The 331-nt window shown below is 51.1% G+C and carries 1 rRNA gene; it reads right to left on the reverse strand.

The window, feature by feature from the left end:
* Window positions 1–331, reverse strand: a 23S ribosomal RNA gene (locus ACSQ8O_RS36740); the annotation flags it as partial.

A 331-nucleotide genomic window follows, 5' to 3' on the forward strand; every position in this document is an offset into this window, starting at 1 on the left:
AGGTTAGAACTCCGATACGATCAGGGTGGTATCCCAACGATGCCTCCACCCAAGCTGGCGCTCAGGCTTCAAAGGCTCCCACCTATCCTGTACAGATCGTACCAAAGTCCAATATCAAGCTGCAGTAAAGCTCCATGGGGTCTTTCCGTCTTGTCGCGGGTAACCTGCATCTTCACAGGTATTAAAATTTCACCGGATCTCTCGTTGAGACAGCGCCCAAGTCGTTACGCCATTCGTGCGGGTCAGAATTTACCTGACAAGGAATTTCGCTACCTTAGGACCGTTATAGTTACGGCCGCCGTTTACTGGGGCTTCAATTCATAGCTTCGGG

The sequence above is a fragment of the Paenibacillus sp. LjRoot56 genome (assembly GCF_964253335.1).
Lineage (GTDB): Bacteria > Bacillota > Bacilli > Paenibacillales > NBRC-103111 > Paenibacillus_E > Paenibacillus_E allorhizoplanae.